Annotated in this window: 22 protein-coding genes; 12 read left to right on the top strand and 10 right to left on the bottom strand. The window is 41.4% G+C overall.

All coding sequences use genetic code 11. The features are described 5' to 3' along the window. The first annotated feature begins 22 nt into the window (after window positions 1-22). A complete protein-coding gene (locus R7E51_RS11875) occupies window positions 23-928 on the top strand; it encodes a TIGR03571 family LLM class oxidoreductase (protein WP_017821670.1) in 906 nt (301 codons plus the stop codon). 115 nt (window positions 929-1,043) lie between these two features. On the opposite strand, the gene R7E51_RS11870 is transcribed toward R7E51_RS11875, so the two are convergent. Further along, window positions 1,044-1,928, bottom strand: coding sequence for a LysR family transcriptional regulator (locus R7E51_RS11870; RefSeq protein WP_005377338.1), 885 nt, complete (start codon window positions 1,926-1,928; stop codon window positions 1,044-1,046). A 159-nt stretch (window positions 1,929-2,087) separates the two neighbouring features. Between R7E51_RS11870 and R7E51_RS11865 the strand changes: the two genes are divergently transcribed. From R7E51_RS11865 to R7E51_RS11855, 3 genes are all read left to right on the top strand, one after another. Beyond that, a complete protein-coding gene (locus R7E51_RS11865) occupies window positions 2,088-3,269 on the top strand; it encodes an MFS transporter (protein ID WP_017635963.1) in 1,182 nt (393 codons plus the stop codon). Window positions 3,270-3,412: 143 nt separating this feature from the next. Further along, complete coding sequence (locus R7E51_RS11860; protein WP_042523849.1) at window positions 3,413-3,934, top strand: TetR/AcrR family transcriptional regulator; 522 nt, start codon at window positions 3,413-3,415, stop codon at window positions 3,932-3,934. After that, the gene (locus tag R7E51_RS11855) at window positions 3,931-4,980 is read left to right on the top strand and encodes an alcohol dehydrogenase family protein (protein ID WP_042523727.1); all 1,050 of its coding nucleotides are present in this window, start codon (window positions 3,931-3,933) and stop codon (window positions 4,978-4,980) included. Before R7E51_RS11860 ends, R7E51_RS11855 begins: the two co-directional genes overlap by 4 nt. Window positions 4,981-5,185: 205 nt before the next feature. On the opposite strand, the gene R7E51_RS11850 is transcribed toward R7E51_RS11855, so the two are convergent. Then, entirely contained in the window at window positions 5,186-6,097 is a 912-nt protein-coding gene (locus R7E51_RS11850) for a GlxA family transcriptional regulator (protein WP_033906137.1), read from the bottom strand. Between the two features lie 114 nt (window positions 6,098-6,211). On the opposite strand from R7E51_RS11850, the gene R7E51_RS11845 reads away from it, so the two are divergent. Next, on the top strand, window positions 6,212-6,730 hold the full coding sequence (locus R7E51_RS11845) for a cysteine hydrolase family protein (RefSeq protein WP_033906138.1): 519 nt from the start codon (window positions 6,212-6,214) through the stop codon (window positions 6,728-6,730). A gap of 120 nt (window positions 6,731-6,850) precedes the next feature. Next, window positions 6,851-7,612, top strand: coding sequence for a transporter substrate-binding domain-containing protein (locus R7E51_RS11840; RefSeq protein WP_086046774.1), 762 nt, complete (start codon window positions 6,851-6,853; stop codon window positions 7,610-7,612). Window positions 7,613-7,710: 98 nt separating this feature from the next. Here the strand turns inward: R7E51_RS11840 and R7E51_RS11835 are convergent, their stop codons facing one another. Continuing rightward, window positions 7,711-8,784 carry a permease gene (locus R7E51_RS11835; protein ID WP_240354742.1) on the bottom strand — a complete coding sequence of 358 codons (1,074 nt, stop codon included), beginning with the start codon at window positions 8,782-8,784 and terminating at the stop codon, window positions 7,711-7,713. Between the two features lie 346 nt (window positions 8,785-9,130). Between R7E51_RS11835 and R7E51_RS11830 the strand changes: the two genes are divergently transcribed. Then, window positions 9,131-10,123, top strand: coding sequence for a zinc-binding dehydrogenase (locus R7E51_RS11830; protein ID WP_005377328.1), 993 nt, complete (start codon window positions 9,131-9,133; stop codon window positions 10,121-10,123). Window positions 10,124-10,270: 147 nt separating this feature from the next. Here the strand turns inward: R7E51_RS11830 and R7E51_RS11825 are convergent, their stop codons facing one another. The 4 genes from R7E51_RS11825 to R7E51_RS11810 all read right to left on the bottom strand — a co-directional run bounded on the left by R7E51_RS11825 (window position 10,271) and on the right by R7E51_RS11810 (window position 14,069). Next, complete coding sequence (locus tag R7E51_RS11825; RefSeq protein WP_158173916.1) at window positions 10,271-11,173, bottom strand: homocysteine S-methyltransferase family protein; 903 nt, start codon at window positions 11,171-11,173, stop codon at window positions 10,271-10,273. A gap of 275 nt (window positions 11,174-11,448) precedes the next feature. Further along, on the bottom strand, window positions 11,449-12,183 hold the full coding sequence (locus tag R7E51_RS11820; protein ID WP_170893395.1) for an amino acid ABC transporter ATP-binding protein: 735 nt from the start codon (window positions 12,181-12,183) through the stop codon (window positions 11,449-11,451). A gap of 14 nt (window positions 12,184-12,197) precedes the next feature. Further along, window positions 12,198-13,145, bottom strand: coding sequence for an amino acid ABC transporter permease (locus R7E51_RS11815; protein WP_005377325.1), 948 nt, complete (start codon window positions 13,143-13,145; stop codon window positions 12,198-12,200). A gap of 135 nt (window positions 13,146-13,280) precedes the next feature. After that, the gene (locus R7E51_RS11810; protein WP_017821680.1) at window positions 13,281-14,069 is read right to left on the bottom strand and encodes a transporter substrate-binding domain-containing protein; all 789 of its coding nucleotides are present in this window, start codon (window positions 14,067-14,069) and stop codon (window positions 13,281-13,283) included. A gap of 461 nt (window positions 14,070-14,530) precedes the next feature. Between R7E51_RS11810 and R7E51_RS11805 the strand changes: the two genes are divergently transcribed. Further along, window positions 14,531-14,875, top strand: a complete 345-nt coding sequence (locus tag R7E51_RS11805; protein ID WP_005377323.1) for a DUF3316 domain-containing protein — start codon at window positions 14,531-14,533, stop codon at window positions 14,873-14,875. A 604-nt stretch (window positions 14,876-15,479) separates the two neighbouring features. On the opposite strand, the gene R7E51_RS11800 is transcribed toward R7E51_RS11805, so the two are convergent. Both R7E51_RS11800 and R7E51_RS11795 read right to left on the bottom strand, forming a co-directional pair. After that, the gene (locus tag R7E51_RS11800; protein WP_206958248.1) at window positions 15,480-16,454 is read right to left on the bottom strand and encodes a porin; all 975 of its coding nucleotides are present in this window, start codon (window positions 16,452-16,454) and stop codon (window positions 15,480-15,482) included. A 140-nt stretch (window positions 16,455-16,594) separates the two neighbouring features. After that, window positions 16,595-17,518 (bottom strand): LysR family transcriptional regulator, encoded by a 924-nt coding sequence (locus R7E51_RS11795; protein WP_065274560.1) that lies wholly within the window; start codon window positions 17,516-17,518, stop codon window positions 16,595-16,597. A gap of 378 nt (window positions 17,519-17,896) precedes the next feature. On the opposite strand from R7E51_RS11795, the gene R7E51_RS11790 reads away from it, so the two are divergent. From R7E51_RS11790 to R7E51_RS11780, 3 genes are all read left to right on the top strand, one after another. Next, complete coding sequence (locus R7E51_RS11790; RefSeq protein ID WP_025768141.1) at window positions 17,897-19,066, top strand: efflux RND transporter periplasmic adaptor subunit; 1,170 nt, start codon at window positions 17,897-17,899, stop codon at window positions 19,064-19,066. 12 nt (window positions 19,067-19,078) lie between these two features. After that, entirely contained in the window at window positions 19,079-22,219 is a 3,141-nt protein-coding gene (locus R7E51_RS11785) for an efflux RND transporter permease subunit (RefSeq protein ID WP_005377311.1), read from the top strand. A gap of 145 nt (window positions 22,220-22,364) precedes the next feature. Beyond that, window positions 22,365-23,294: a LysR family transcriptional regulator gene (locus tag R7E51_RS11780; protein ID WP_065274561.1), complete on the top strand. Its 930-nt coding sequence runs from the start codon at window positions 22,365-22,367 to the stop codon at window positions 23,292-23,294. A 1,224-nt stretch (window positions 23,295-24,518) separates the two neighbouring features. Here the strand turns inward: R7E51_RS11780 and R7E51_RS11775 are convergent. After that, window positions 24,519-25,418 (bottom strand): LysR family transcriptional regulator, encoded by a 900-nt coding sequence (locus R7E51_RS11775; protein WP_206958246.1) that lies wholly within the window; start codon window positions 25,416-25,418, stop codon window positions 24,519-24,521. 112 nt (window positions 25,419-25,530) lie between these two features. Here R7E51_RS11775 and eamB point away from each other — a divergent pair, with 112 nt between their 5' ends. Beyond that, complete coding sequence (gene eamB, locus R7E51_RS11770) at window positions 25,531-26,115, top strand: cysteine/O-acetylserine transporter (protein WP_005388201.1); 585 nt, start codon at window positions 25,531-25,533, stop codon at window positions 26,113-26,115. The last annotated feature ends 216 nt before the right edge of the window (window positions 26,116-26,331 follow it).

The following is a 26,331-nucleotide window of genomic DNA, read 5'->3' as shown; positions in this document are numbered from 1 at the left end:
AAAGTAATAGTCAGGCTTCATAATGCATAAAGATTTAAGTAACAGATTCACCATCGGGGTTGAGCTCCCCCTAGATAATGACTGGACCCAAGAAGGCCAGAAAAAACGCCTGCTCCAACGAGAACCGTTCGGCGTACCAGACATGAGTGCACATAAACAGCGTATTATGTTAGCCGATAAGTTAGGCTTTAACGTAGCGTGGGTGAGAGATGTCCCGTTGTACGACCCTAACTTTGGAGACGCGGCACAAATTTATGAACCGTTCAGTTATCTTGGCTATCTCTCTGCGTGCACCGACAACATTCTACTAGGGACAGCAGCGATAGTATTACCGTTAAGACAACCTTGGCTAGTGAAAAAAGCCGCTGCGACCATCAACGAGTTAAGTGGTGACCGCCTGATACTCGGTGTGGCTAGTGGAGACCGCCCTAGTGAATATCCCGTTTTTAATGCCAACTTTGACAGCCGTGGCTCAGCTTTTCGAGAAAGTGTAGAGATTTTGAAAGATACGCAAAATGATAAGCTGGGTAACGATCTACAGTTATTACCCGAGTTTGCTGATATTCCTATCTATGTCGCAGGGTTAGCGCAGCAAAGTCCACAATGGATAGGAGAAAACCTAGACGGCTGGCTCGCCTACCCAGGCACACCTGATGATCATGAACACCGCGTTGCACTTTGGCGCTCCGTAGCGGGAAACAAACCCTACGCCAGCTTTATTCATCTTGATTTAGTCGATAACCCAAATGCACCAGTCGTTCGGCATCATTTTGGTATCCAGGCCGGAGTCAATGGCTTGAGCGATGAGCTAGAAAAAATGCAAGAAGCAGGAGTCAATCACATCGGGTTGCATTTCCGTCGTAATAGCCAACCAATTGATAAATCAATGGAACAGATCGCTCAGTACGTGTTGCCACGCTTTAACTAAGATCAAATAAAAATATGTGCCACCTTACTAAGGGGTGGCACGCTAGGCTTGGCAGTTGGAAAAACAAAAGCCGCAATAACGGCAAAACTCTTTTGTTAAAACAACAATAATAGTGTTATTTTAAAGTAAGTCTTGGTTGAATAAAGTCGATGAACGCGGAAATACGTTTAGAGACTGAAGAAGATTTGTAGAACACAGCATTGACCTGTTCTCGTCCAGTATTTGTGATTTTTTCCGATTCAAACAATGCCACTAACCGTCCAGAATCAAGATCATCTTTCACCATAAAGCCAGATAAACATGCAATGCCGTTCCCTGCCAACACTAACTGTCTAACCGTTTCACCACTGCTGGATAGGATATCAGGCTCTATCATCTCAAACCCTCGTAATGGCCACTGATTTAACACTTTAGCGCCAGAAAAACCGATCAAGTTATGACTGCGCAAATCGCTCACCGCTTCAGGGAAACCTCGTTTAGATAAATAACCAGGCGTGGCAACGATAAATAGTGGGCTTGTTCCTAAAGGTTTAGCATGCAGTGTTGAATCCGATAATCGTCCAATACGTATCGCCACATCGGTTCTTTTTTCCAATAGATCCACAAAACCCTCATTAGAGGTAAGATCGAGTTGAATATCAGGATAAGCCTCTTTAAATGGCTGAATTAACGGCACGAGTTGATGTAAAACAAATGGGCTAGCGGCATCAACTCTTAAGCGCCCCTTGGGTAATTCACCTCGTGTGATGATCTCTTCTTCAGCTTGCTGTATTTGTAGTAAACCTAAGCGAACCGCTTCAACAAACTGATGCCCTTCCTCAGTAACTTCCACTCTGCGCGTCGTGCGATTCAGCAAGGTTACCCCCAGCTGTGATTCAACTTTACTAACCGCACGAGATACCCTAGCGACTTGAATACCTAGTGCATCAGCAGCGGAAGAGAATCCACCACTATCCACAACTGCCATGAGAATCTCTAATTCATCTGATCGGGTTAACATTTCATCCCCTTTCTTAACTGCGCATTTTCATCATTTATAACAAAAGTATTTTGTAATAAACACCATTTTTCGCAACGAATAACTCTTTAATAATACACGACATGGAAACGGGCTATTCGTTTATCCATTCATATTCAATGATTATAAGAGAGAGTTGTTATGCCTTTAGCTTTACTTGCATTGACGCTGAGCGCCTTTGCTATTGGAACCACGGAGTTTGTAATTGTCGGTCTGATACCGACTATGGCCTCCGACCTCAACGTATCATTACCTTCAGCGGGTCTTTTAGTTAGCCTGTACGCACTTGGTGTCGCGGTTGGTGCTCCCGTTTTAACAGCGCTGACTGGTAACTGGAAAAGAAAGTACGTTCTGCTTTCTGTTATGGCACTGTTTGTTCTTGGCAATCTGTTAGCCTGGCAAGCACCTGGATACAACACACTAGTTACAGCAAGGATACTGACCGGGCTTGCACACGGTGTGTTCTTTTCGATCGGCTCGACTATCGCCACTGGCCTAGTGTCAAAAGAAAAAGCCGCTAGCGCAATTGCTATTATGTTTACCGGTCTCACCGTAGCTCTAGTGACGGGCGTGCCACTTGGCACCTGGATTGGCCAGACATTTGGTTGGCAGGCAACCTTCCTAATCGTCGCGATCCTTGGAATCATCGCACTGATAGGAAGCGCTCTGCTAGTGCCGAGTAATCTGAAACAACCACCAGCAACCAAGCTGTCATCGCAAGTAAAAGTCTTGACTCAGCCTCGTCTACTTTTGGTGTACGCAATCACCGCGCTCGGTTACGGTGGTACGTTCACAGCCTTCACTTACTTGGCTCCTATTTTGGAAGAAGTTTCGGGGTTTGGCTCTAGCGCTATCAGCCTAATTATGTTGGTTTATGGTGTATCAGTCGCATTCGGCAACATCTGGGGCGGAAAGATGGCCGACTCTATGGGGCCAATCAAAGCTCTGACAGCGATTTTCTCGGGCCTAATTGTGGTATTGCTCGTGTTTAGTGTCACAGCATTTAATCCAATTTCTGCAGTAGTGACCATTCTTGTCTGGGGTGCCTTTGCCTTTGGTAACGTTCCAGGACTTCAAGTTTATGTTGTCAAACTAGCAGAGAAATATTCACCTGATGCAGTCGACGTCGCTTCTGGTCTCAACATTGCTGCATTTAACGTAGGTATTGCACTGGGTTCTTGGGGCGGTGGCCTTATCGTGGCCAATGCTGGGCTGATGCACACACCTTGGATTGGCGCGATCGTAGTATTAGGTGCTCTACTACTAACCCGTTTCAGCGGAATGCTAGACAAGCGTGGAGAGCAGCACGCAACGGCACACTGATTCACGTTCCGAATCGATAAAAATCACTTAAGTTAGCCCGGCATTACGTCGGGCTTTCAATACAGAGTTTAAATACACCATTGACTGAGGTAGAAAGTTTATTCTACCCTTAGGTAAAACAAACGTTCTACCTGGTATGTCAAATAGTGAAAGAAAAAATCGCAGCAAGCCTAGAAAAAGCATTCAGTCAGTATGGCTTCGCCGAGCCGAGCGTACCCCAACTCAAAAACGCCTGCGAAGTCAGCCTGAGAACCCTGTACAAATACTACCCCTCCAAGGAAGCGATGATTGTTGCAGCTCTCGAGCATCGCCATCAAAGGTATTTGAGTTTTTTGCTCGAAGACGCCCCTGCCAATGGAACACCGGCTGTATTACACCTATTCACTCGCCTCGAGGATTGGATGAAGGAGTTTGCACCGAATGGCTGCATGTCCATCAATGCATTAGCAGCCTATCCAGAAAATCTATCGATTAATCAAGCAGTAAAACAACACAAATTGGCGGTCCGTCAGCTTATGCTCCAACTAAGTCAGCGAGAAGACCTCGCAACCACACTCTTCTTGTTACATGAAGGTTTATCCAACGCATGGCCGGTTCTCGGTCACGCTGCCTTTGCATCCGCTGAACACACTCTGCTAGAACTAATGAAGGAGAACAATCAATGACCACAATCCCGAAAGTAATGAAAGGCGTCCAACTTATCGGTCATGGTGGGCCAGATATGCTTCGTTACCGCGATGATATACCTGTGCCAGTCCCCTCGCCTGATGATGTATTGATCCAAGTAGCCGCCGCCGGAGTCAATAACACCGACATCAATACCCGAACAGCATGGTATTCTAAAAACGACGCCAATAGCATGGATGCAAGTTGGTCAGGAGACGCGCTATCTCTCCCTCGAATCCAAGGTGCCGATGTATGCGGTACCATCGTCGCTGTTGGTGAGAATATCTGCCCATCACGAGTCGGCCAGCGCGTGCTCATCGAACCATGTATTACGCGCTTCAACAGTCAAGCACTTAGCTTGCCTTGGTACTTCGGTTCAGAATGTGATGGTGGCTTTGCTCAGTTCACTGTTGTTGACAGTAAACATGCATATGCAGTGAATAGTAGTTTATCGGATATCGACTTGGCCTCCTTCCCTTGTTCTTATTCAACTGCAGAGAACATGCTTGTCCGCTCTAATGTCACAGCGAGCGATACCGTACTGATTTCAGGGGCATCCGGTGGTGTTGGCTCTGCCGCAATCCAACTGGCGAAGGCGCGTGGAGCATACGTCATTGCTATCGCCAGCCCAGAAAAGAAAGAACAGATCACGGCATTAGGAGCAAACCAAGTTATCCCTCGCGATGCAAATTTAACAGCGACTCTCGGAGAAAACAGCGTTGACGTAGTGATTGATTTGGTCGCAGGAGAGCAGTGGCCACAATTTCTTCAGGTACTAAAGCCAGGATCAAGATACGCTGTTTCCGGCGCCATAGGCGGCCCAATTGTCGAGCTGGATGTAAGAACTCTTTACCTTAAAGACCTAGCGTTATTTGGTTGTACCGTTTTGGCACCAGAAGTATTCGGTAACTTGGTTCGCTATATCGAACAGAACGCAATTCGTCCCTTAGTCGCGGAGTCATTTCCCTTGAACCAGATAGGTCAAGCGCAAGAAGTATTTTCACGCAAGCAACATATTGGGAAACTGGTTTTGGAAATCACATAGCTTTTGTGATTAACAACGACCTATACAAGTCATTGTAATTTGAGAACCCTTTAAGCATTCTACAAAATGTTCAGTAATTAGGAGTACGCTACGGTTGGCTTAGCTTGTTATCCCTTTTCATCACGCTAAGCCAGCTTGTAAAAATATGCGGTGTTTGCTTCTGAGTTATAAATGTTTAATACCAACATTATCTTACTTCTGGCGTTCATGAACAGAACCGAGATCTGAACGACTTCGGTGTTAAACCTACGATTCTATTAAATATTTTCCTGAACGCGCTCACATCTTGGTAACCCACTCTAAATGATATTGCGTCAAATGTTAGGGTTGTCGACTCAAGTAAATCACAAGCTTTTTGTACTCTTAAGCTTTGTATGTATTGGTTAACATTGAAACCTGTCGCCTTTTTAAAGCGTCGCTGCAATGTCCTTTCTGTTAAACAACTCAACTCTGCAAGCTCTTTATTGCTCAGTTTTCCTTGATAATGATCGTTTATATAGTGCTGTAGTTGAACAATTACCCCATCACCATGTTGGAAGTTTGGAGTAAACTGTTGATAAAAGCGTTGCTCTCTCGGACCAGTATCAATAACCAACATTTTTCCTAGCAGGCGCATTACTGCCGGTGACGCAAATAAGGAAACCAATTCCAAACCTAAATCCACCCATGACATCATACCCCCAGCCGTAATGATCGTTCCTTCGTTAATAAGGATGGCTTCTTGTCTTACGTGGATATCGGGAAACTGACTCGCTAATGAAGGAGCCAAGCCCCAGTGTGTTGTACAAGACTTATTGGTCAACAACTGGGTTTGAGCAAGAATAAAAGTACCGGCGCAGGCGGAGGCTAAAATCGCACCTTTACTATGTTGGACATTTAACCAGTCGAGTAGCTCTGGCTCTGGTTCTAAGTAATATTGACCAGTGCCGCTAGGCGGAATCATTACCGCTGTTTTCACATCGAAGTGCGTGTTTGGCCAGTGATCCAATATCTCTACTTCAAAGTGCACATCAACGCCCAATTTAGCCGCCGCACGGTTTGCCATCTCGAAGAGTTCGCTTAAACCATATACGGAGGCTTGCGAGCTATCTGGGTAATTAACGAGTGCTATTTTCATTTATCTTCAAGTGTCGCTTTTTGACTCTTTTGTGTCATTTTAGACTCTAAAGAAGGTGGCTAAAAGTCTTTATATTATTCGTACCGCAATGATCCTCAATAAAAGGAAAAGAAAATGACTCAAAAAGCCCTACTTGTAATTGATTTGCAAAACGACTATTTCCCGGAAGGAAAGTTTCCTTTATGGAATACAGAATCGACTTTAGACAATGTTAAGAGAGCAATAACTAAAGCCAATGAGCAAGACATTCCTGTGATTCATATTCAGCATATTGCCGACCCTGCCATGGGTATTGCCCCATTCTTCAATGAAGGCAGCGACGGTGCCAATATTCACCCAGAAGTTCTTGCTTTAGCGCCGAATTCCGAAATCGTGGTAAAGCACTTCGCAGATAGCTTTGAAGGAACACGTTTAGAAGAAGTATTGGCAAGCAAAAATGTAACGGAGTTACTTGTATGCGGAATGATGACACAAAACTGCGTGACACATACTGCTATTTCAAAATCTGCGGACAAGTATGATGTTTCGATCTTAATGGATAGCTGTACCACGGTCGATGAAATGATTCACAACATTGCACTTCACGCTGTCTCAACGAGAGTTCCCCTCGTAACTATTGAAGATAAGCTGTAATACACGCAAAACCTTTCGCTCACACAATGCGGGCGAAAGGTCACACATATATGCACTTCCATTGATATTTGCTTACTTTGTGTTAAACATTGGTTTCCAAATAGTTACAAGGAAACGTTTATGAAATGGATAGTCGTATTGTTTATTAGCTTATTTTCAGTTTTCAGCCATGCGAAAGAGTGGAAACAAATTCGCTTCACTGTTGAAGGGGCTTACCCCCCATTTAGCTGGACGACAAAAGAGGGAAAGCTAGAAGGGTTTGAAGTCGACCTCGCTAACGCGTTATGCAAAGAGTTAGAAGTAAAGTGCGTTATCTCAAAAATGGATTGGGATGGCATCATCCCTTCTCTCCTTAGTCGCAAGAACGATGCGATTATTGCTGCAATGACAATCACAGAAGAACGAGAAAAGAAAGTCGATTTCACCGTCCCTTATGCAAAAGTACCGACTCGTTTTGTAATGAAAAATGATAGAGAAATCAACATGGATGACGGCAGCCTAAATCGTTTATCTATTGGAGTTCAAAGAGCCACAATTGGTGATAAGTACCTTTCTGCCTTGTATCCAGATATTGATATTCGTCGTTATGGTACGTTCGATGAGGCATTTACCGATCTACTCAATGGACGGTTAGATGCTGTATTTGGCGGCTCAATCGGTTTAAGTGCTGGTTTTCTTGAAACTGCACAAGGTAAAGGCTATCACTTTACTGGACCAGCGTTTACAGAGGAAAAGTGGTTCGGCCGTGGCATTGGCGTAGCAGTGAGAAAACAAGACAAAGAATTAAAAGCATTACTCGATAGCGGAATACAAAAATTGATCCAGAGCGGTAAGCATAAAACCATCGCCAGCAAGTATTTCTCCTATAGTATTTACGAGTAACCTCGTTATTTTTTTATAGTCTGCGCGGTATAGGAAACTTCCCTTTCCCTATATGGCGACAAAAACAGAGCCCTCGAGCAATCGCCCGAGGGTTATTTTTATAAAAAAGCCCAGCTATATAAGTAACCCGCTCCCATGGCCATCGTTAAGATAACGATTAGGAAGGCAGCGATCATTTGGTTCTTAAAAATTGATTTCAACAAAATCACTTCTGTAAGACTTGCGCCAGCACTACCAATAATAAGCGCCATAACAGATCCAAGAGCCATACCTTTTTGTACTAGTGCCGCGCTAAGTGGAATGACCGCCTCTGCACGGATGTACAATGGAATACCAATGATTGCTGCGACCGGAATCGCGTACCACTTCGCTTCACCAGCGAACTCCGCAATGAACTCCGTCGGGATGAAGCCATAGATAAATGAACCAATCGCAATGCCCATCATGAGATAAGGGAACACTTGCTTAAAGTCTTTCCAAGTTGATTGCCAAATACGTGCCCAGCGGCTAGGTTCTTTCTCTTCCAAGACTGTCGCTGTTGCACTACCGTCTGATGAGCAGCAAGACACTTCCACTTTAGGTTCAGGTTTTGGTGCATCACCACAACAAGATGTTTTCGCCGCAACTGGCGTAGGTTCATTGCAGGCGCTGGTACCACAGATTGATGCTGGTCTCGCTTCTTCTTTTTTCTTGCTTGAATCGCCACAAGAAGTACCGCACGAAGAAGAACCTACCGCTTGATATGCTTCTGGTTTGACGTAACGTTCAAACCCTAGTTTTTCAAGTACATAGCCTGCTACCACTGATACTGACATCGCGATAGCAAAGTAAAATACCGCAACTTTCCAACCAAAAGTCACCACAAACAAACCAATAATCACTGGGTTAAGCAACGGGCTTGCAAATAAGAACACCATCATAGGTCCAAAACCAGCTCTTGCACGCAACAAGCCTTTTAAGAAAGGAATGGTCGAACACGAACAGAAAGGCGTAATCGAACCTAGCAACGCAGCAATGAAGTAACCTTTACCCTTTTTCGAGCTGAGAATAGATTGAATTTTTTCTGGCGTTAGAAAATCTTGCAACACACCGACAATGTAGCTAATTGCCAGAAATAAGATGATAAGTTCGGTTGCTAGAAACGCAAACATATCCAGCGCTTCTTTAGCCATAGTTATAATTTCTGTATTCACATTTACTCTCCTCGTCATTTTTCGCTAACAAGCTTACCTGATAGACAAGTCTTTATTTTGATATTTCTGGAATTATAGAATCACAAAACAAAAAATCAACAGAATATTTCCATAAAAATGGAATAATAAAACTAGTCATTACTTATCATAAAGTTACATGTCGTTAGCTATGCAGACTGGTTGTCTATGATAATTTCAGAGCATCTCGAATCCTTTTTATCAAACATAACCTAAAATTATCAAAATAAGAAAAAACCATAATTATTGCAGCAGCACCCTCTGAGTTAGTATGACTTTCGACCATTCTTAATAATAAGGAAAACCTATGAGAGCGATAACTTACCAACGAGATAACGATACTTTCTCTTTATCCGAATTACCTACACCAAAACTAGAAACCCAATTTGATGTATTGGTTAAAGTTAACGCTGTTGGTTTGAATCCTGTCGATGCAAAAATTCATTATTGGTCAGACATGGTCACTAACATGGATAACAATTTTGTTGGCGGGTTAGACGTATCAGGAGAAATAGTCTCTGTAGGCGATGCGGTCGTTGATTGGAAGGTTGGCGATAAAGTGTTGTATCACGGAAACATGAGACGCCATCACGGAGGATTCGCTGAATTTGCTATCCATGATTCAAGAACGCTTATAAAGCACCCTCAGGTTCCGGTTGAAGTAGCAGCATCTACACCTTGCGCAGCCTGGACCGCATATCGCGCTTTGGTAGACAAGCTCGATATTTCAAATCGAAGCAGCATTTTTATCGCCGGAGGTGCTGGCGGCGTTGGAAGCTTTGCTATTCAGCTAGCAAAGACATTTGGTGTTGAACAGATCATTGCTACTAGTTCAGAAGCTAATCACGCATATTTGTCCTCGTTAGGAGCAACCCATACGATTGATTATCATCATGAAGATGTAGTTCAACGAGTAATGGACATTACCGGAAATCATGGCGTTGAGGTTGCACTCGATTGTGTAGGCGGTGATAACGACCGAATTGCAGCCTCGGTGTTAACCTTTGAGGGAGAAATGGTGGAGCTCGTCAAGACTGTCGACCCTTCTCAATATCCAGATGCCTTCTTAAAAGGCTTGGGCTTCCACCAAATAAGTTTGGGCTCTGGTCATGTCTTTGGCGAGAGAGGGTTTGCAAGTATCGTTAATGCCGGAAAGGAAGTGTCTGAGCTATTAGAAAATGGAGAATTGGAAGTACCGAAACTGAAGATCATCGGCTTAGAGGATGTAGGTAACGCACTCTTGGACATGCGAAATCAGAGAACAGTTGGAAAGATTGTCGTTAATCTGAACCAAAAATAATTAATAAAGATCTCGAGGCAAACTGGCAAAGTAATGAGCAAGTTAAAGCATCTTGTTACTTTGCCAGATATGAAAGACCTTTATTTTGTCTATAACGATGAATGAAAAACAAAACCTCTTGCCATACTTCCCTGCGCTTCACCAAAATTAGGCGTTTTCGAGAGTGTCTCTCCAAGTCGCTAGCAATTTAATATGACGTGGTTCAATCCCACAGCAACCACCAATAATGCTTGCTCCCTGCGCATGCCACTTTTTAGCATACTCAAGATATTCAGTCGGAGAGAAATGACGAACTTCCTGAATGGTCTCGTTGGCTTGGTGCGCTTGCTTTATCGGAGCAAAGCTATTTGCGAAAACACCTATCGTCAATTCTCTACCTGACTCACTCAATACTGCTTGTGTATCTATGATCGCTTGCTCGACAACTTCAGGAATAGAGCAATTGAAAAAGATACCTGAAACATTTGTTTTCAACAGCGTATTAACCGCGACTTTAAGAGATTCCCCTGAGCGAAGGCGAGGCAAAGAGTTAGGCTCATCCATTAAGGTGAAAGCAAGATAATTGGGCTTATCTGTTTTGGCTAAAATTATTGATAGAACTTCAACTTCAGCGAGGCTAGACACGGTCTCAGCTAACCAAATATCAACATATTGATCTTGAGCTTCAAATAACTCAGAAGCCACTTCCAGTGCCCTTTTCGGCTCGAATAATTCAGGCCTGTAAGACCCCATTACAGGAGGAAGAGAACCCGCAACGAGCACTCTATCGTTAGAGCTGGTGACTACATCTCTGGCAATTTTGGCTGCAGATTTTGCTAACTCAATCCCTCGCTTCGCATAGAGTTCCTCTCCTAAGTGAAATGGAACACATGCATAACTGTTAACAGTGATAATCTCAGCGCCAGCGTCTATGAAATTCTCATGGGCCATTTTTACATATTGTGGTGATTCAATTAGCGCTTGTGCACTCCAAAGCGGCTGAGAAAAAGGGGCGCCAATACGTTTTAACTCTCGCCCCATGCCACCATCTAAAATTGTTACTTTCTTCATTTAGACATCCATACCGCCAAACATCCATAAGCTCTATTCAAACACAATTTTTATCAATTCAAAATGAAATTGTTATGTTTAAAGTGAACAAAACTTAATGGCTGATTAAACACTCTAGTATTTACCAGACCTTTCATTCGGACCAAGATAATGTTATCGCCATTAACTTCGAGTAAAAAGCCCATTATCTATGTCTCTCGGCGAGGCGGGCGTTACGAGCCACAATAGTGCATGAAGTGATTGAGGGACTCGCCCTCAATCAAATTTTCTTTTTATTATAAGACTTTAGATAAAAACTTCTGCAATCTAGGGTTGGTGGGGTTATCAAAAAATCGCTCAGGAGAGTCAGAAACCAAAAGCTCACCATCTTCCATAAACAACACCCTATCAGCGACCTCTTTTGCGAAACCCATTTCATGAGTAACCACGACCATCGTCATTCCGTCCTTGGCCAAATCTTTCATCACATCAAGAACTTCTCCAACCATTTCAGGATCTAGTGCTGATGTGGGTTCGTCAAACAACATAATGTTGGGCTTCATTGCTAACGCACGAGCGATTGCGACGCGCTGTTGCTGTCCGCCTGATAAATGATTAGGATAATTATCCATTCTCTCCGACAGACCGACTTTATAAAGCAAATCTTTTGCTTCTTTCTTCACCGATTCAGGGTCACGTTTAGAAACCTTTAAAGGTGCTAACATGACGTTCTCTATCGCCGTTTTATGTGGAAAAAGGTTGAAGCCTTGAAATACCATGCCCACATCAGCGCGTAGTTTATTGATATCCGTAGATTTGTGGTACATATCGATACCATCTACGATTATAGACCCACTATTTATTGTCTCTAATTGATTGATCGTCCGTAAGAATGTTGACTTACCAGAACCTGACGGTCCTACGATGACAATCACTTCCCCTTTTTCTACATTTACCGATACGTCCTTGAGCGCATGGCAGCCATTAGGGTAAATTTTATTAATTGTTTTTGCTGAAATAATGTATTCCATTAATGACTCCACCATTAATCACTTGCTGCCAATTTCTTTTCTAACGTTTGTATTGCCCAAGATAAGGTACTAGTCAGAAGCAAATAAAGGGCCGCTACGGTAAACCAAACTTCAAATGGGGCAAAACTACCACTTACGACTTCCCTGCCCGCTTTTGTCAGATCAGTAATCGAAATCACGGAGACAAGTGAGGAATCTTTTATCAGGTTGATAAACTGCCCGGCTAAGGGAGGTAATGTCTGCTTAAACGCTTGAGGTAAAATGACATAAATCATCGCTTTGGGATAATTCATTCCTAGTGAACGCGCCGCTTCCATTTGTCCTCTTGGGATTGACTGGATTCCTGACCGCACAATTTCTGCGACGTAAGCGGCGGTAAACACGGAGAGCGCTATCACTCCCGCAGTAAAACGCTCAAGGTCAAGCACAGTACCAATAAAGAAGTAAACGATAAAAATCTGTACTAAAAGAGGCGTTCCACGAATGACCTCGACATACACAAGCGCCAGCTTTTTTAATGCCGGATTGCTGGATATGCGCATTAGTCCGACAACTAAGCCCAACGCTAGAGCAATGATAAGTGACCAGAGTGAGATTTTAATGGTCGTCACAACACCATCTAAAATTGGGCCAGAGCGCCACTCTTTTATAGTTGCTAAGGTATCTCCTTCAAAAATAAGATCACCTTCATAGACGTCGACAGACTTATATTGGCTTAGTTCAAGAACAATATCACCATGAATACTCTCCAGAGCCAGTTGGTTATTCTCGTCGAGAATGATGTTCCCATCGACAGGCGCGGTAATGGATGAAGCAGCGTTAGTGGCAATATAAGGAAGGACACGCTCCCAATTCCAGCTGTAATCGATTCGCTTACCTGACAGATAGACAAGACCGCAAATTGATAGCAAAACAAGAACAAAAACAGCGTTCCACAATAGGGATTTAAAGTTATTTTGCATGTGATTCCGAGAATGACTTTGATTAAAGTTGGTTGGGTATTTGAATAAAGAAAAGCGTTAGCTTCACAGCACGAACCGTTTGGTTGGCGATGAACCGAGCCAGAAGCTAACCGCTCCTCTACAATAACAAAATGATTACTTAACTTGCTTTAACCATTTATCGTCGTTAAACCACTTATCGTAAATGCGATCGTAAGTTCCATCGCCCTTAATTTGACGTAAATAGTTGTTTAAGAAGTTAAGCGTATCTGGATTTCCTTGCGGCACAGCCCAACCCAAAGGCTCGTAAGTAAACGGTTTAGCCAAGTGCATTAACTGCCCTTTGTTTTCCGCCACATAAATAGAGTTGTAAGGAAAGTCATAAACAAACGCATCTACCTTTCCGTTGGCAACCTCAAGTACCGCTTCAGACTGAGTTTCGTATAGATTTATCTTAGCTTTCGGAAGGTATCGTTTTACCGCTTGCTCACCCGTTGTCCCAAGCTTAGTTGCAACAACATAATCTGGACTATTGAGATCACGGTAACTAGACACTTTACCTTCATGCTTGAGATCTACGAGAATAGATTGACCAATAACCACATAGGGATCAGCGAAATTCACCTGAGTATTTCGCATAGGTGTGATAGTCATCCCGCCCATAATCATGTGACACTTACCAGTCAACAGTGTTGGGATAATGCCATCCCATGAAGTGTTTACCGGCACAAACTTAACATCCATGGCACGCGCCATTTGCTTACCCAAATCGATATCAAACCCGATGTACTGCCCATTTTTTGCTGTCATTTCAAAAGGCATATACCCAGAATCAAAGCAGACTTTTAGCTCCCCTGTACTTTTGATGTCGTCTAAAATTGGGTCTGCATTAACCGTCGTCGAAACAGCTAACCCCAGTGCAGCAAAACACAATAACTTTTTCATGGATATTCCTTTATCATTTGTTGTAAAGTTTTTTTATACACGACAATAGAATAAAAAACCACAAACAATGACTTTTTAATCACTAGAATTTGTAGGATCGTTACTAAGCTGGAAGATCTGAATGAAAATCTATACCAAGCCATTGCAATTGAATTGCATGCATTAAGTGATTAAGTTGTAGGCAGGTCACTATAACGACAAGAAACATACGCTTTGACTGAATAGTCAGCGTTTCCGAGAGTGGTTTAATTAATAACGAAACCATACAGATATTCGCTTTTTCACATTGACCGTAATGTCAAAAGTGCTTGAGTTTTATTGTTGACAATTCTTCCATAGTTAATGGTCACAAATGTGATGTACAGCACATTTCTATAATGGCACTATCACCTTTGTCGAGAGATATTAACAAGGATTCGTTGGACATCTTGACTTTGTAATACAAATAAAAAGGTGACTATATGAAAAAACTAATGACGCTCTCATCACTATTATTATTCAGTTTATCTGCTACTGCTGGTATTCATGTCGAACACTCTACAAACAAAGTTGTTCTCAATGACTTTACGACAAAAGATGCCGCTTATAGCTCTGCGTTTGATCTTGTCGATGAATACCAAACGCTATCAAAACATGAACTTAGAAATCGTCTAAACATCATTGGAAGCGGTTTCCCTCGTGATATTGCAATCGATGATAGTAAAGTGAGAGTTGAAGAATACGCACTTAACCGTGATGAAGTTAAATATCGTGCAATCATAAACTTCGATTATCACTTCAGAACAAGTGACGGCGGTAAAAACTAAAAAATCATCTGCACCTTTACTTTCTTAGAGCCCTTCCTATTTTAAGAAAGTAAAGGTGTCTAATCATATTGAAACGACTGCTTTTCATAAATCGCTCTCTCCTTACATAAACAGTATCAATCCCTACCTCTATCGTTTACATAAAAATAATTTTTCCAATCTTCATTGAGATACATTTCGTCGTTTGGCGCTTTATCATTCACTTGGTTCGCCATATGGATTCCACATCACTTAAATGAAAAAGACCCTTGAAATTGAGTTCACTTTTTTATGAAGATTAACTCAACCTAAGATTGACAATTTTCGTTATATTTTTCTCGTTTATAGCAATATATAAAAAAACTCTTTTTGTTTTAATTAACCATAAGACGTAAAAAAAAGGCAACAAGATACTTCTTGTTGCCAAAGAAAAAATCATCATTCAAAAAATATGAAAATGAAAACTAGCAGTGGACTAGCTAACAAAACAATTATATCCAAAACACTTTAACAAGTAACGATCAATATAATCCATTATATATGGATGAAAATCAGCACTTATAAAATTACACCGATAAATAAAAAGCCTGAAAATAGTTTCAGGCTTTTTATATTTATTAATTTTTTAGAATGAATATCTCGCAGCTATTGCAAGAATATCGTCTTCATTGTCTACATCTGTAATTCTGTATTCTGCTAGTGCTTTAAAATTAGAAGTCAAATCGTACTCTGCACCTAGTGAGTAGTAATCGACGACATCTTCATCATCACGCTCTAGATTGTTATAGCCAACTAGTGCCCAAAGCTTATCTGTTACTTCATAAGTGGCAACTGCTTCAATACCGGTGTAATCAATATTACTTTCAGAACCATCTTTAGCCCAGTTTTCACCATCACTGTATAAAACAGAGGCATAAAACTTGTCGTATTCAAATGCAATAGCACCCGTTAGCAGCTCTGCATCTTCTGCACCCGATTGCCCTTCACCTTCGTTGTAACCAAGCGCAACTTTGAAGCCATATGGCAACTTGTAGTCCGCCGCCGCACCATAAGAGGCTGCATCTGTTGACACTTCATCGTTTTCAGCCTGATAGCTAACATGAATATTCAAACCTTCATAGCTTGTCGTTAGCTTAAATACTGAATCGGAGCGACCGGTACCATATAGATCCGCACTTACGCCAGCAGCTTCATTACCAAACTCCGGGAAAATATCCGTGTAATCAGATACTAAAGTGACCGCACCGTATTGACGTCCATAACTTACTGTTCCGTAATCTGCACCAACTCCTACATAGCCTTTTCGGATATCAAATTCATCATCTTCAATCTCATCAGCATCTCTGCGATTAGACTTAAATTCCAACTCATATAAGCCGAAGGCATAAAGATCTTCATTTATTTTAGACTCACCTGAAAGTCCTACACGAATGTAGCTATTATCTCCGTCAGCATTTTTATCATCAGAGAAATAATACATCCCTTGCGCTCGGCCATGAATATTTAACACTGATTCTTGATCTTCATAAACTATGGCTGAATTTGCAGCACTTGCAGAGAAAAGTGCTGCGATTGCGATCGACGTTCTTGTCATTTTCATTTAATTACCACTACTTGTGTTGTTTGAATCGAGTGAAATTATGAACAGTGGCAATTATTTTTAAAGTGCAAATTCAACCATATTCTATGGATAAATATAAACAAGCCCTCAATCTAAAACATTATGTCCTAGTACTCATATTAGTTGAGATAATCCATCCAAACAGGAGGCGTCCCTATTATTTTTTGAACAGTATCAATGAATAGTTTGGCTAATGGTTGTTGATTTCGGTGAGTATACATTGCATATATTTCCCCTATTGCGGGAAGATTATAATCAGGAAGCAACTGGACAAGATCTTGTTTACTCAAACTCTCCTGAAGAAAGAACTGCCCTATTAAAGCATACCCTATATCAGATTTTACGGCATCGAGCATTAACTCAGTTTCATTCACGAAGTACTGCCCGTTGATATTATACGTTCTAACGTCGCTTGATGACTGGCTTGGCGCTATACGTAGTTTATCCGCCTTAAAGTTAGCATTAGAGTATATTACTGCTGGCATTTTTATAAGCTCTTCTGGAGAGCTCGGGGCTCCATACTTGTCAATAAAACTCTTCGATGCAACCAGTGCCATATTATTGCTTGCCAACTTACGCACTATCATGTTGGACTCTCGGATTGGTCCGATACGAAACACAACATCAAAACCTTCGTGGATAACGTCGACTCGATTATCATCGAGCAGCAGCTCTACAGTAATGTTTGGGTACTGTTTTATAAACTCTTTAACTGCCTGATTTAAGTATGCTCTGCCAAAGAAAGTGGAGCTTGATATTTTCAAGTTACCCTTCGGTTCATCCTGAAATGTAGCAGCAATACTACGAGTTTCGGTTAGAACCTCTCTTACTTTCTTGGCTTGCGCCACCATCTCAACACCTGCATTGGTCAGGGATAGCGAACGCGTGGAACGGTTTAACAGCCGTAAGCCCAATTCATCCTCTAGCTTTTTGATCTGTTTTGACAAAGCTGAACGATCTATATGATTTCTGTCAGCAGCCTTAGCAAAAGTTCCGTATTCAGAGACATCCAGTAGTAATTCAAGTTGGCTTGCGAGATCCACTGCACAATTCCTTATTTAGTTTTTATTCTTTATGTGATGGGAAATGGATTTTACAAAATTAATTTCAATTTTTTATGGTTCAAATTGCATCAGTGAATTGCAAATAATGCACGAATTAAAAACGCTTTAATTTTCGTCGCTATCTTTAGCTTCTGTTTAGTTATTCCTATCTATTATGGCTTATTACATTTAACAATACTCCACGTCTTTAAAACCCTAAACTGACCTTTTTCAAACCAAAAAGTGAGCATTTTGACCAATATTTAATCGTGCATTTTTATCACTACTCTATGTTCGCTGAGGGCCTATTTACCCATAGGTACAATGAATACAATGCCGTTCCTTTTAGTATGAACAGAATCATTTAGGGCGCGACAAATGTTAAAGAAAGTTTTCGGCATTGGCCTTTTATCCGTTTTAGCTGCTTGTGCAGACGAAGAGATAACCAAACAACCTAATACTCCCTTACCTACGATAGACGTCTCCAAAGTCATCTATGAGCCCGTTCAATCGTGGTTCACCTTTACAACAAGGCTTCAAGCCCCAGAGAAAGTTTCTTTAATGCCACGCGTTTCCGGAGTTATTGAAACGGTAGAATTCAAAGACGGACAGAGTGTCAACAAAGGTGACTTACTCGTCACTCTTGATGATCGAACCTTCAAAGCTCAGGTCTCACGACTTGAAGCGCAAGTTAAGAGTGCTCGAGCTGCGCTAGAGCAAGCAGCAAACGAACAAAAGAGAGCCGCCCAACTGGTTAAGCGAAAAGCCATCTCAGCGGAACAAGCAGAGGCCCGAGATACCGCAGTAAAGCAACGCTCTGCAGAACTAATGGCCTTGCGTGCTCAGTTAGAATCCGCAAAGTTAGATCTTGAGTTTACGAAGATATATGCCCCTATTAGCGGCACTATTTCAAGAGCATTCATTACTAAAGGAAACAATGTAAACGCAAATCAAAGCGTTATATCAAACATTGTCTCTAACGATCAGGTATATGCATACTTTGATGTCGATGAGCGAACTTGGAACCGTTACTTCTCGACAATCAATGCCGACTCTAACTTACCTACTCGTCTTGAACTATCTGGACAAAATGGGCAGGTGTTTTTTGGACGCGTTGACTTTGTCGACAACTCCATCAACGAAAACACCGGTACTTTGCAGGTTCGAGCGGTATTCGATGCAACAAAATCAAACTTAAAAGTGGGATCGTTTGGCCGAGTTCAGATATCAACAACCAAACCAGTTGAACGAGTTCTCGTTCCAGAGCGTTCTATTGGCACAGATCTAGAAAACCGCTTTGTATTAACACTCAATGAAGAGAATACGTTGCAATACAGCATCGTAACCTTAGGCGAACGTTACGGAACATTTCGTGCTATCGAGAATGGCTTGAACGCCGACTCAATTATTGCGGTAAATGGCCCAGCAAAAGTTGGCCCAAATAGCAAAGTCACACCAAAAAATGTCACGCTAGATATTAGCAATACTTCATTGATTATGGCTTCAAACTCAACATCGTTGCCAAACAAACGTTTAGCTCAAGACTAAGAAGACAACCGAATGAAATTTGCACACTTTTTTATTCAAAGACCCATATTTGCCTCTATGTTATCGCTATTGATATTAATAGTAGGCGCAATTTCACTTTTGCAGTTGCCTGTGAGTGAATATCCAGAGGTTGTCCCTCCTACAGTAGTAGTTACAGCAAACTATCCTGGTGCGAACCCAAAAGTAATCGCAGAAACAGTTGCTACGCCTCTGGAGCAAGAAATTAATGGTACAGAAAACATGTTATATATGTTTTCACAGGCAACCAGTGACGGCAGAATGACATTGACCGTAACCTTTGCTTTAGGTACGGACTTGGACAAAGCTCAGGTTCAAATTCAAAATCGCGTCACTACAGCTTTGCCCCGGTTACCAGAAGCCGTCCAACGGTTAGGAGTTGTTGCCGAAAAAGCCTCTCCTGATCTCACCATGGTTGTGCATATATATTCTCCAGATTCTAGCCGTGAAGTCAGTTATTTAGCTAACTACGCTAATTTAAACTTGAAAGATGAGATAGCTCGGCTCGGAGGCGTTGGTGATGTGCGCCTTTTCGGTGGTGACGAGTACTCAATGCGCTTGTGGTTAAATCCAGATGAGCTCGCTTCTAGAAATCTAACCGTAATGGACGTTGTCTCCGCCGTCCGATCTCAAAACCAACAGGTGGCAGCAGGCTCATTAGGTGCGCAACCAGCCGCTAATGAAAACCAATTCCAAGTTTTGTTGAACGTAAAAGGCCGCTTGGAGAATATTGATGAATTCAACGACATTGTAGTAAAAGTTGACGAAACAGGGGCTTTGACACGTCTTAAAGACGTTGCACGCGTAGAGCTAGGTCAAAACTCTTATGCACTGCGCGCCTTGTTAAATGGTAAACCAGCGGTGGCGATGCCCGTATTCCAACGCCCTGGTGCTAATGCTATTGAGCTATCTAATCAGGTTCGTTCAACCATGGACCGTTTACAAGCAGCCTTTCCAGCTGGAGTTTCATATGAAATAGCCTACGACCCGACCGTCTTTGTTCGTGGATCGATAGACGCGGTAGTTCATACTCTGCTAGAGGCAATTGTACTAGTTGTTGTCGTAGTCATTTTGTTTTTGCAAACATGGCGCGCGTCTATCATCCCTATCATTGCGGTGCCTGTTTCATTAATCGGTACGTTCGCCGTAATGCAAATGCTTGGAGTATCGATTAACACGCTTTCGTTGTTTGGGCTTGTTCTCGCCATAGGCATCGTCGTCGATGACGCCATTGTCGTCGTCGAAAACGTGGAACGGAACATCCATAATGGACTTGCACCACTAGAAGCAACGAAACAAGCAATGACCGAAGTTACCGGGCCAATTATTGCAATTGCTTTAGTGTTATGTGCGGTGTTCATCCCGACGACCTTTATTACAGGGTTATCCGGTCAGTTTTATAAGCAGTTCGCACTAACAATTACGATCTCGACGATTATTTCAGCAATTAACTCGTTGACGTTATCGCCTGCTTTATCAGCACTGCTATTACAAGATAAGAACGCAAAACCCGATCGGCTAACCAAGCTCTTGGATGCGGTTTTTGGTAAGTATGTTTTTGCGCCATTCAATAGAATTTTTGAGTATAGCTCGAACCAATATCAAGCTCTGGTCAAGAAGCTGATTCGCTTTAGCCTTGTTGTTGTGGTGGTATACATTGCGTTACTCGGGGGAACGGTTTCTCTATTCAAAGCTGTTCCTGGAGGATTCATTCCTCAACAAGATAAGCAGTATTTAGTTGCGATCGCCCAACTTCCAGATGCAGCAAGTTTAGATCGAACAGAGTCCGTTATTAAAGAAATGGAAAACCTCGCGCTGGCAACACCTGGCGTAGCACAAACCATTTCTTTCCCAGGCTTATCGGTCAATGGTTTTACTAACAGTCCGAATAGTGGCATCGTTTTTGTTACGCTTGAGGACTTCGATAAACGAAATGATCCAACTCTCGGAGCAAATGCGATTGTTGCATCTTTGAATAAGAGCTTTTCAATCATTGATGAAGCCTTCGTTGCGATTTTTCCACCACCACCAATCCAAGGACTTGGCTCTACTGGCGGCTTTAAACTTCAAATCGAAGACCGTGCGAACAAGGGGTTTGATGAGCTCTTCAAGCAATTGAACTTGGTAATAAGTGAGGCATCAACAAGACCCGAGCTGATGGGATTATATTCCACATTTCGTATACAAGTGCCGCAGATGGACATCCAAATAGATCGTGAACAAGCGATGCTGCAAGGTGTTCCTCTAGAGCAGGTTTTTGATGCGCTTCAAGTTTATTTAGGATCATTATACGTCAATGACTTCAATATGTTTGGTAGAACATACAAAGTGAATGCCCAGGCAGACATGAACTATCGTCTCGAACCTGACCAAATACTTAACTACAAAGTAAGAAATGCTGCCGGACAAATGGTTCCTCTCGGCGCTGTACTGGAGATCATACCCACGATTGGGCCTGACCGCGTGATGCACTATAACGGCTACCCTAGTGCAGAACTAAACGGCAGTCCTGCTTTTGGTTACAGTTCAGATCAAGCCCAAACGGCTATTGAGGAAGTACTGGATCAAAACCTAGCAGAGGGAATGGTTTATGAATGGACTGATGTAACCTACCAGCAGATTTTGGCTGGTAACACGATGGTGTATATATTCCCACTTGTTGTCTTGTTAGTTTTCATGGTGCTAGCTTCGCAGTACGAGAGTTTAAAACTGCCATTCGCTATCATTTTGATCGTTCCTATGACCATTTTTTCTGCACTAGCAGGTGTTTGGTTCATTGGTGGTGACAACAATATATTCACACAAATTGCTTTGATTGTCCTTGTGGCTCTAGCGTGTAAAAATGCCATCTTGATGGTGGAGTTCGCTAAAGAACTTAAAGACAATGGCCAAGATACCTTATCAGCGATTTTGGAAGCATGTCGTTTACGTCTTCGACCGATTCTAATGACATCAATTGCATTTACCGCTGGTGTTATTCCATTAATGATTGGTACAGGGGCCGGAGCGGAAATGCGACAAGCAATGGGTATTGCCGTATTCTCGGGTATGGTAGGCGTAACGGTATTTGGATTACTACTCACACCTGTTTTTTACATGTTAGTGAGTCGAAACAAAAAACGTCAAACACTATAACCATAATATAAATACTCATTTAAATTCATACTAAAGGGAGCTATTGCTCCCTTTTCTTTTGGTTATTAAGTATATTAATAATTTCTAGACAGAGCAGTAGTTATACATGAAACTAATACGCTAATATCTAACTTGGATAAACATTGTGGATTTAGCAAATAAACTACACCTGCTTTTAGAAGTCTCTAAAGCTGGATCTTTTGCAAAAGCAGCAGATGGGATGAATATCGACCGCTCTGTTTTATCTAAACACATCAAGCAGTTAGAAGAGCACTTAGGCGTTAGGCTATTAAACAGAACAACTCGCTCTCTTTCATTAACACAAGTCGGCCAGCAAATAGTTGAAAAAGCAGACCAAATATCTCAACTCCTTGATGATACTCAACAAATAGCGGAGAACTTTCAGACTGAGCCTTCAGGGAAAGTACGAATTTCAAGCTCAACATTATTTGGAAAACTCTATCTACAACCTTCGATAGAGAAGTTTTTACATAAGTACCCAAAAGCAAGTGTTGAACTAATGCTAGATGATCTTCATGTAGACGTGATTAGAAGTAATTTTGATATTGCTTTTCGAATCGGACCTATGAGGGACTCATCAATGGTAGCAAGAAAATTAGCAAAAAATACGACTGCAATCATTGCTTCTCGAAACTTAATTGAAAAACATGGTAACCCAGAAACGCCTGATGAGTTAGTTAAGCTACCTTTTATTATTTATTCAAATGGTAATTTTATTGTCGACAAACTTAAATTCTACGACAAAGAAAAATCAGATGGTTTAGATACATACCCAATATCAGGGTCATATATGGTAAATGAAGCTGAGCTAATAATTGAAAGCGTAAAGTCAGGTCTGGGCGCAGCACTTATAGGTCAATTTATGCTTCCTAACAACCTAGAGTATTCTAATTTAGTTCAACTTTTACCAGAATATGAAACTCAAGATTTTGGTGATATTTATGCTATGTACTCACACCGTCAGCAATCACCATTGGTTAGGGCATTCATTGATATCGTTCAAGAAGAAATTGGCATACCACCAATATGGGAAAAGCATTTCAATAAAAGCTAGGCGATTCTATTTAACCAAAATTAACAGAAAAAATCAAATAAAATCAACAAGTTAAACCATAAAGAATTTAAGATTCAACGAAGTTTAATGTTAGGTGAATTAAGTTCCATTCTAAATGGCGCTTAATTCACTAAATATAAAACATTCTTGGTTTATAATACTAACAAATCCATCACCTATACAAGTTACGATGTATATTAAAGAAAAACACACCTCGGTCACTAGTTTGTTAGTATATAAAATATCTTATCTTATTTTTTTGGTTATTTATACGTTAGCAACGATTTATTTTAGCGTACAAATGGACAAAAGCACATCGGAGAACTCTCTTATAGAAATGACTCAAATAGCATTTGTGCTTTTTTCATCGTTAATGTGTTTGTATAAATCTAAGGAATATCTTGAACTCAAACACATATTAGTAATAATGTCTTCATTTTTTATGGTTATATTCGTTAGAGAAATGGACTACCACATAGAGCAGTATTTCTCTCACGGTTCATGGAAGTACCCTGCTTGGATTATAATAGTCTCGGTCTGTTATTTTTGTTTTAATAACATAGTTAACATAAAAAATGAGGTCAAATTTTTCATTTCTCATTCTAGCTTCACGACATTAACGATTGGCTTTTTCATTGTTTTCTTATTCTCACGCTTTGCAGGGTATGGTGATTTTTGGGTCGAGTTTATGGGGAACTCATACAATAGAGACGTGAAAAACTTGGTCGAAGAAAGCTTAGAGTTACTAGGTTACGCGATACTTTTAAACGGTGTTTTACTTATTAAAGTAGAAAACCACTAAGTATAAATAAAAGTTCATAGCTTGTAGTTCAAGCTTTGAACTTTTTTGGTTAAAAAAAAGCAGCAAATTATATTTGCTGCAAATGATGAAAAAAACAATATGCGTAAGTTAACTTCCTAGCAATGGATGCGTTAACGAGTTAATAATAACGAACCGTAACAATTAAGTCTCGTTGAAAATAATCCATAAAGAATGGCATTTATTACACTGTTAATTATGTAATCTAATCTAGTTATCACACGCCGTCGTTTTTATATCTTATCTCTTTCCGTCAATAAATAGCTCTTCACATCAGATCCCATTTATCATCCCACAACAGTCGGATTCAAAACAAAGCAATAAAAATCAATAAATTAGAAGTAGCCACTTAAAAAATAAAAAGGAGTAAAAACGAAACTATATCAGATAGAACATATTAAAGATCACCGACTCTGAGAAGAAAGCCGTTCATACTCGTTACGCATACAATCAATAAAGACTTCCATCGCCGGCGTCACACACTTCCCAGCATGATAAGCGCAGAGTGGCTTGATCATCTGTGAAAATTCGGTGAACTCAAGCTCTTGTAAACTGCCCTCTTGCAACTCTTTTTCAACCGTAAAACGAGGTAAGTAAGAGATACCAATATTACTCTCAACGCAATTTTTGATCGTATTAATACTGCTAAGTTCGATCATGTTGTCGATGCTAATATCACGCTCCTGAATAATGCTCTCAAACATCCGTCGAAAAAGGCACTTAGGGCCATTGCTTATAAACCCTAAATCAATATGTTGCTCTCTCTTCTTTAAATCTAGCCCTTTTAAAAGCGGTGAAGCAACCAATACCAGTGGCTCGTGCTCAAACTCGTGGACCTTGAGCGTATCGTCATTACCTACTCGATAAAACACACCTAAATCAGCTTTATCCGCTATCAACTCATCTCGAATCTGATAGCAATTTTGTGATTGCAGAGAGAGTCTGACATTGGGCGCTCTGATCCTGAACTCTTTTAAAACATTAGCCATCTTATAAGCAAGTTGAGTCTCAGCAACCAGCACTTTCAATTCACCGGTCGGCTCCGAGTTTTCTTGCTGTGCTGTTCCCTCAATATTTTCCATCACTCGCGACAGTTCATAGACGTAAGGCAGTATCTTTTCTCCCGCTTGAGTCAAAACCATCTTACGCCCTATTTTTTCGAACAGCTGCAGAGACAGATCTTGTTCCAACTGCTTGATTTGAAAGGTGACGGTTGATTGCGTGCAATAAAGCTTCTGTGACGCTTTTAGAAACGATCCTTCTTCAACAATAGCTTTAAAAGTAAGAAAGCGTTTTAGATTCATGACTAGACTCCACAACCAACAGTTCAATAAATTAAAAGTCTAAGTTTTAATTTATTCAATTTTTTAATCAATTGTAGCGAAGTATAGTACAGTAAAAACAGGAGAGATAGAGATGACCGCCATCTACACCGCATTTTTTACTTACGTAATCATTACTTCAATTACACCAGGGCCAAACAACATTTTATCGCTCAGCATCGCGACGCAATATGGACTAAAACGCTCAACAAAAGTGATTTCGGGGATGTTTTGTGGCTATGTTGTTTTGATGCTACTTTGTGGCGCTTTCACGTATAACATGATCAGCCTCTTGCCCGTGATTACACCTTGGCTAACATGGATTGGAGCAGCTTATATTGTTTGGTTGGCTTGGGGGCTTGCTACGAGTGAGATCAAAACTTCATCGGATAATTCTAAAGGTATCAGTTTCTTAACAGGTTTCGGTTTGCAGTTCGTTAATGTGAAAATCATTCTTTATGGAATTACCTCTATTTCTACGTTCGTACTGCCCCACACTCAGAATATCTACTGGATCTTAGCGACTAGCCTCATTCTTGCTTTGATCGCACTTCTTAGCAACGTAGTCTGGGCCGTTGCAGGAAAGCTACTTCAATCGCAATTCCAGAGATATGGCAAAGTCATCAATATGAGCTTAGCAGCAGCTCTGATCTATTGTGCGACACAGTTATTTACTTAAGTATATAGTTGATCATCAAGAACAATATTGCTCTTCAACTTAGACGACTACGTTTATGTGAAGAGCAAATTCTGCTCTACAAATCGCTGCGGTTTCTCGTGCCCTTACTCGCTCCTCCCGCTCCTTCATACGGCAGTTTTTGAAGAAGTAGATTCAACGTCACTTAATCAACCTAAAGATACGAAATCTTTTTTAGTTATACAGACACGGCCTTGG

The sequence above is a fragment of the Vibrio sp. Vb1166 genome (genome assembly GCF_033338695.1).
GTDB lineage: Bacteria > Pseudomonadota > Gammaproteobacteria > Enterobacterales > Vibrionaceae > Vibrio > Vibrio alginolyticus.
This window is presented reverse-complemented; position numbering and strand designations above follow the sequence as displayed.